Here is an 860-nt window from a genome sequence, read left to right as displayed (position 1 = left end):
AAACGTCTTCCGCGCCCTCAAACGCTGGCGCGGAATCGCTACGCGCTACGCAAAGCTCACCGCTTCCTTCATCGCCGCCATTCATGTCAGGTGTTTATTCCTCTACCTTCCAGTCCACACTACCTAGACAGAGCCTCTCTCCCGCCTAGAACAGTGTCTCTGTCCCGCCCTAGACAGCGCCTCTGTTCCGCGTGCGCGTCATGACGGCTTTCGGCAAACCCAGTCGGCGCGTGCCTCTATGCCTTTGCCCATAGGTGAAAGCATAGGGGGAAAACCTATCTGCCGAGTTTTTTCAGAAAACTCGGACGTTCGGCTACCGCCGAACGCATTGTTCTTCTATAGTATATGCGCCCCTTGCGCTGTGCCGCTTGCCCGCAGAAACCTTCTAATGCAGAGTTTGTCCGTGTAACACCCTATATGCCGAGTTCTCTCAAAGAACTCGGACGTTGCCCGCACGGGCAACGCGCGAGCCTCGCTCCGCGAGTTCCTTCAAGGAACTCGCGGCACAGGAAGTTCCTCTTGCGGGGAACTTCCTGTGCCCGTATACTGGACAAAACCGGCTCAGGAGGGCTTCATGGTCAGCATAAAATGCCGCGCGCGGGACGGGGCGGCGCTCCCCGCGTATCAGACGGAAGGCGCTTCGGGCGCGGACGTGCGCGCCTGCCTCGGCAAGCCCGCGACGATACCGGCGGGCGGGCGGCTGCTCGTGCCGACGGGTTTGGCGCTTGAAATCCCCACGGGCTACGAAGTGCAGGTGCGCCCGCGCTCCGGGCTCGCCCTGAAGCACGGCGTTACCTGCCTGAACGCGCCGGGAACCGTCGACAGCGACTACCGCGGGGAGCTGTGCGTGCTGCTGGTCA

At 61.7% G+C, this 860-nt stretch carries 1 protein-coding gene and 1 pseudogene; both read left to right on the top strand.

Annotated elements, in window-relative coordinates; all coding sequences use genetic code 11:
• A pseudogene (locus tag AWU74_RS10650) lies at window positions 1-127 on the top strand (IS5/IS1182 family transposase); the annotation flags it as partial.
• Between the two features lie 447 nt (window positions 128-574).
• The coding region (gene dut / locus AWU74_RS06415) for a dUTP diphosphatase (protein ID WP_162504947.1) at window positions 575-860 on the top strand (286 nt) is incomplete at its 3' end.

This window comes from Treponema endosymbiont of Eucomonympha sp., assembly GCF_001028545.1.
This window is presented reverse-complemented; position numbering and strand designations above follow the sequence as displayed.